This window comes from Comamonas sp. (genome assembly GCF_009360615.1).
Classification (GTDB): domain Bacteria; phylum Pseudomonadota; class Gammaproteobacteria; order Burkholderiales; family Burkholderiaceae_C; genus Comamonas.
In genome coordinates, this window is sequence record NZ_SPEY01000059.1 from 1 (window position 1) to 5,951 (window position 5,951).

General features: G+C 63.7%; 5 protein-coding genes and 1 pseudogene. 3 read left to right on the forward strand and 3 right to left on the reverse strand.

Annotated features, from left to right (window positions below):
- Window positions 1-62: 62 nt before the first annotated feature.
- From lptA to E2583_RS16180, 3 genes are all read left to right on the forward strand, one after another.
- Window positions 63-719 carry a lipopolysaccharide transport periplasmic protein LptA gene (gene lptA / locus E2583_RS16170; protein WP_291597251.1) on the forward strand — a complete coding sequence of 219 codons (657 nt, stop codon included), beginning with the start codon at window positions 63-65 and terminating at the stop codon, window positions 717-719.
- A complete protein-coding gene (gene lptB / locus E2583_RS16175) occupies window positions 716-1,498 on the forward strand; it encodes an LPS export ABC transporter ATP-binding protein (protein WP_291597252.1) in 783 nt (260 codons plus the stop codon). Before lptA ends, lptB begins: the two co-directional genes overlap by 4 nt.
- A gap of 145 nt (window positions 1,499-1,643) precedes the next feature.
- Window positions 1,644-3,245: an RNA polymerase factor sigma-54 gene (locus E2583_RS16180; protein WP_291597253.1), complete on the forward strand. Its 1,602-nt coding sequence runs from the start codon at window positions 1,644-1,646 to the stop codon at window positions 3,243-3,245.
- Window positions 3,246-3,434: 189 nt separating this feature from the next.
- Here E2583_RS16180 and E2583_RS16185 read toward each other — a convergent pair whose 3' ends face one another.
- From E2583_RS16185 to E2583_RS16195, 3 genes and pseudogenes are all read right to left on the reverse strand, one after another.
- A complete protein-coding gene (locus E2583_RS16185; RefSeq protein WP_291597254.1) occupies window positions 3,435-4,355 on the reverse strand; it encodes an aspartyl/asparaginyl beta-hydroxylase domain-containing protein in 921 nt (306 codons plus the stop codon).
- A 133-nt stretch (window positions 4,356-4,488) separates the two neighbouring features.
- Window positions 4,489-5,721 carry a DUF711 family protein gene (locus E2583_RS16190; RefSeq protein WP_291597256.1) on the reverse strand — a complete coding sequence of 411 codons (1,233 nt, stop codon included), beginning with the start codon at window positions 5,719-5,721 and terminating at the stop codon, window positions 4,489-4,491.
- A 57-nt stretch (window positions 5,722-5,778) separates the two neighbouring features.
- A pseudogene (locus E2583_RS16195) lies at window positions 5,779-5,951 on the reverse strand (tRNA-binding protein); the annotation flags it as partial.

Below are 5,951 nucleotides of genomic sequence, written 5' to 3' on the forward strand. Positions count from 1 at the left end.
GTGGTTTTTACGCAAGTTGCAAAAAGGGAATGACTACAATGGATGCAAGAAACGTGCCTTCCATGAAAAAAACACTCCTACCTCTTGCGCTGGCCTGTGCCCTGGCCGCAGCGACCGGCATGGCCCATGCCGAAAAGGCCGACAGCGCCAAGCCGATGAATATCGAGGCCGATGCACTGCGCCACGACGAGCTGCAGCAGACCAGCGTGTTCACCGGCAATGTGGTGATGACCAAGGGCTCCATCGTGCTGCGTGGCGCTCGGCTGGATGTGCGTCAGGATGCCGAGGGCTATCAGTACGGGGTGATCAAGGCCGATCCCGGCAAGCGAGCCTTTTTCCGTCAGAAGCGCGATACCGTGGCCGGCCAGCCTGAAGAGTTCATCGAAGGCGAAGGCGAAGTCATCGAGTACGACGGCAAGGCCGATATCGTCAAGTTCATCCGCCGTGGCGAGATGCGCCGCTACCGGGGCGGCCAGCTCAGCGACCAGGTCACAGGCTCCATCATCGTCTACAACAACATCACCGACGTCTACACCGTCGACGGCCAGAAGACCAGCGGCGGTCTGCCGAGCTCTTCCGTGGGCCAGGGCGGTCGCGTGCGCGCCATCATGGCACCCAAGGACGGTACGCCGGGAGCACAGCCCAAGCCAGCCACACCTGCCACCCCACTGCGCCAGAGCATGACGCTGGACGGCGAGAAAGCTGACGAGAAGCGATGAGCGAGCCGACCTTCTCCAGCAGCCGCAGCGGCGAGTCCGATAGCCGCCTGGAGGCCAAGCATCTGGCCAAGTCCTATGGCAGCCGCAAGGTGGTCAAGGATGTCTCGCTGTCCGTGCAAAAAGGCGAGGTGGTCGGTCTGCTCGGCCCCAACGGTGCGGGCAAGACCACCTCGTTCTACATGATCGTGGGTCTGGTGCGCAGCGATGGCGGCGAGATATTCATCGACGGCCAGCCGGTGGGCGGCATGCCGATCCACCAGCGCTCGCGTCTGGGCCTGTCCTATCTGCCCCAGGAAGCCTCCATCTTTCGCAAGCTCAGCGTGGAAGACAATGTGCGCGCCGTGCTGGAGCTGCAAAAGGACGAGCAGGGCAAGGCGCTGACGCGTGACGACATCGAACGGCGCCTCACCGGGCTGCTGCAGGAGTTGCGCGTCGAGCATCTGCGTCAGTCACCCGCGCTGGCGCTGTCCGGCGGAGAGCGCCGGCGCGTGGAAATCGCCCGGGCCCTGGCCACGCAGCCGCGCTTCATCCTGCTTGACGAGCCGTTTGCCGGCATTGACCCGATTGCGGTGATCGAGATCCAGCGCATCATCGGCTTCCTCAAGGAGCGCGGCATCGGTGTGCTGATTACCGACCACAATGTGCGCGAGACCCTGGGCATCTGTGACCACGCCTTCATCATCAGCGACGGCCATGTGCTGGCCGAAGGCACGCCCGAGGAGATCGTGGAGAACGCCGACGTGCGCCGCGTCTATCTGGGCGAACATTTCAGGATGTGATGACACCCACGCTCCCTCACTTTGTGTGGTCGCTGTCCCCAGAAGGGGTCCTGACCGGCTGCGCCGAGGTTTGCCTTGGGGCGGCCCCGCGGCAAGCCCATGGCACTGCGCGCGTTCGCGATGATTGTCTGGGAGCCGCGCCTCGATGAAGCCAGGTCTCTCGTTACGCGTTTCTCAGCATTTGTCGCTGACGCCGCAGCTGCAGCAATCCATTCAGCTGCTGCAGCTCTCCACTCTGGAGCTGGCGCAGGAAGTCGAGCAGATGCTGGTCGACAACCCTTTTCTGGAACGTGCGGGCGATGAGGCCGAAACTGCGGGCGATGCTCCTGTAAGTGTAGCTGCTAGCGTCAGCGAATACAGCACTTCAGACAGTATTCATTCTGAGAAGGAGGCATCGCAAGCGCAGAATGCTGCTGAAACGGTAGCGGAGGCGTCAAACCCCGAAACCCCTGAAACGCTGAACTGGGAGGCCGAGGGCATGGACGGCCAGGACGGCGAATGGGGTGGCGAATCCAGCAGCGAGTGGGATACGCCGTCGGCCAGCAGCTCCACGCGCAACCGCGATGGCGATGACGAAACCGATGCCATCGATCTGGCGCGAGAGCACCAGAGCCTGACCGACTTCCTCCATCGTCAGGCACTGAGCCTGCATCTGGGCGAGGCAGACAGGGCGGCGCTGCGCTTCCTCATCGAGTCGCTCAGCGATGACGGCTATCTCGAGGACTCCCTGCAGGAGCTGGCGCAGAGCCTGGCCGGCGACGACCTGCAAGAGCGTGAGGAGCTCGAGCAGCACTTTGCCATTGCGCTGAAGCTGCTGCAAAGCCTGGAGCCTGTGGGCGTCGGTGCGCGCGATCTGGCCGAGTGCCTGCAACTGCAGCTGCGCGATCTGATCCAGACGGCCGAGGACGAGGGGACGACCGAGGCGCATATGAGCCGGCTGCTGCTGGCGCAGGCCATCTGCGCCCAGCCCATGGACTTGCTGGCACGGCGCGATCTGCGCAAGCTCACCAGCCTGTGCGGCGCACGCGAAGAGCAGCTGCGCGAGGCGATGGCCCTGATCGCCAGACTGGAGCCGCGTCCGGGCCGCCGCTTTGTCGACGTGGAACGCCATATCGTGGTGCCCGATGTGATCGTGCGCCCGGTGCGGGCCGGCTCGGGCCGGACGGACTTTTCCGTGCAGCTCAACCCCGAGGTCATGCCGCGCCTGCGCGTGCACGACATCTATGCCGGCGTGCTGCGTCGCCACAGGAACAGCGACGGTCACGCGGCGCTGCAGCAGCAGTTGCAGGAGGCGCGCTGGTTCATCAAGAACATCCAGCAGCGTTTCGACACCATCTTGCGTGTCTCAGAAGCCATCGTGGAGCGGCAGAAGAATTTCTTCGTGCACGGCGAGCTGGCCATGCGTCCGCTGGTGCTGCGCGATATCGCCGACACGCTGGGCCTGCACGAGTCCACCATCAGCCGCGTGACCACGGCCAAGTACATGGCCACGCCACAGGGGACCTTCGAGCTCAAGTATTTCTTCGGCTCAGGCCTGGGTACAGAGACCGGCGGCAGTGCCTCCAGCACGGCCGTGCGGGCGCTGATCAAGCAGTTTGTCGATGCCGAGGACGCCAAAAAGCCTCTGTCGGATGCCAAGCTGGCCGACATGCTCAAGGAGCAGGGCATCGAGTGCGCACGCCGCACCGTCGCCAAGTATCGCGAGCAGCTCAAGATACCGACGACCACGCTGCGCAAGGCGCTGTAGGGTATCGCAGAAACAAGAAAGCCGCTGATGCATCGCACAGCGGCTTTCTTGTTTGTATTTAGGGCGGGAGCCTTGATAAGGCATTGCTCAAGTAAGGGGCAGCGAACAAGAGCCGCCCTTGCGGCGATGCTGCCGTCCCCCTTGGGGGCGCCCGGCCAGGGGGAGGGCGCGTAGCGCCTCAGGGGGTTATCAAGAAACCAGCCACCAGACGAACCAGACCAGCACGCCGATCATCAGTCCGAACTTGAGGATCTTGTAGAAGGCCGGATTCCAGTCGCGGAAGGCGCGGCGGTACTTGCCCGCATAGAACGAGATCTTGAACAGCTTGCTGATCATGCCGCGCGGGTCGCCTTCGTTGTTGGGCGAGCTGGCGGCTGCCACCACGTTCTTGCCCAGCCAGTGATTAAGCCACTGCGCAAAGCGATTGGTCATGGGGCGCTCCACATCGCAGAACAGCACGATGCGGTTGCCTTCGCTGCGGTTCTCGGCCCAGTGCATATAGGTCTCGTCGAAGATCACGCCTTCGCCTTCGCGCCAGCTATAGGGCTGGCCGTCGACTTCGATCATGCAGCGGTCGTCGTTGGGGGCCAGCACGGCCAGGTGGTAGCGCAGCGAGCCCGCATAGGGGTCGCGGTGCAGATTGAGCTTGGCGCCGGGCGGCAGCTCGGCAAACATGGCGGCCTTGACGCTGGGGATCGACTTGACCAGGGCCGTGGTCCTGGGGCACAGCTCCATGGCCGACGGGTGGGCGTCGCCGTACCACTTCAGGTAAAAGCGCTTCCAGCCGGTCTTGAAGAAAGAGTTGAAGCCTGCGTCGTCGTTGTTGGCGGCGGCCTTGATCTGCATGTTCTTTTGCAGATTCACGGCTTCCTCGCGGATCTCGCGCCAGTGGGCCTGCAGCGGTGCCAGCTCGGGGAAGGTGCTGGTGGGCAGGTAGGGCGTGCGCGGCACCTTGCTGAACATCAGCATGAAGACGTTGAATGGCGCCGTGAACGTGGAGTGATCGAACAGCTGGCGCAGCACCTTGTGGCGCACCTTGCCGCGCAGATGCATGTACAGCCCGCAGCCCAAGAAAAGCAGCACCAGTGCCAAGACGATGATTTTTACCATATGGACCGATTTTACCGGGGGCACCCCGGCTACCACCATGGGGGCAGGTCAAGCAGAACGAGGGTAGGGGATTATCAAAAGCCATAGCTGCCGGCGCTTGACGGCCAAGCGCAGCAGCCCGCTTGTCAGATGCTCAAGGCAGAGCCAGTACGGCGCAGTTGCACAGATCTGCGCTCTCGAACGCTGTGGTGTCGCCCGCTTTGAGACCGGGCACCGGGAACAGGCGCACCGTCAGCGGCTTGTTGAGGCGAAAGGCCATGGTGCCCGTATCGCGCATGACGGCCGCGATCTGCTCGGCGCTGCTGTCGCCCGGCACGGGCACGGTGTCGAGGCCGATGCCGCAGACGCTGCTGTAGGTCAGCAGGGCGCGGATATCGAACTCGCCGTCGATGCTGGCCTGGGCCAGGCCTTGGTCCTCGGTCACGGCCAGCATCAGGCCGCTGAAACCGATCTGCGTCACGCCGCTGACCGACTTGAAGACGCGGGTCAGCAGGGCCGAAGCCTCCACGGTGCCGCTGGCGCCGAAACAGGGCACGCCCAGCAGTCGGTAGATCTCGACCATGGAGGCGCAGGATTTGGATGGTGCGGCCGAGGTGTCCATGCCCGCGATATGCCAGCCATCGGCCAGCGTCACGCTGTCGGCGCAGCGCTGGATGGCAGTGGCATGCTCGTTCAGGGTCTGGCTCAGGCGCTCGAATGCGAGCTTGAACCACGCTGCGTGATCGAGTTGAAGGCGCTGCTGCTGCAGCGCCTTCAGTTCAGCCACCATGAGGTCTGGCGTCTCCAGCCCCAGCACCAGGGCTCCGTGGTGCTGGCCGCGGTGGTAGCTGGCCGGGAAATAGGGAATGCCGGGTGCGCAGTTGAAGTTGACCGTGAAGTTGAAGTTGCCTTCGCCGCGCGGCGTGGTGCGCGCGATTTGCTGAATGGCCTGCACGCTGTGGGCCAGCAAGCCGGTCTGCAGAAAGCCATGTTCATCCAGATCGATATTCACGCAGGCGTTGCACAGGTCGCCATAGGCGGCAATCAGCTGCGGCAGCAGGGCCACCTCCTGCGCATTGCGCGCTTCGCCCACGGCAAAGCGGATGCGGCGCTTGCCGGTGTTGATGGTCTGGAGCGTTTCGGCAATGTGCTGCAGGCCGGCAAGGGCGCTGTCTATGCCGCGGACGTCCAGGTATTCGCCGAACGGGTTGCTCACGATGCGGATGGACTGTACCGGGTAGCCCCGCGCCTCGATGGCATCGGCCACGGCATCGCATTGCTGCTTGGCCTGGGTCAGGCCGGCCTGCCACTGTGCCTTATCGGCGCTGAGGTTGACAAAGGCAGTGACGGTGCGCACGCGCACCAGCGGGTTGAAGCTGATATTCATAGCAGTATCCGTAGGCAGGAGAATGGCTGGCGGCCATTTTGCATCCGAACATGCCGATCACAGCAGGCGCGTGCCCAGCGGCACCTCCTTGTCGGGCACGCACAGGGCCACGGCTCCCGTGGCATCGTGGAAGCCGGTCACAAGACATTCGCTCATCAAGGGCCCAATCTGCTTCTTCGGAAAGTTGACCACGGCCACCACCAGCCGCCCTATCAGCTCCTCGGGCTGGT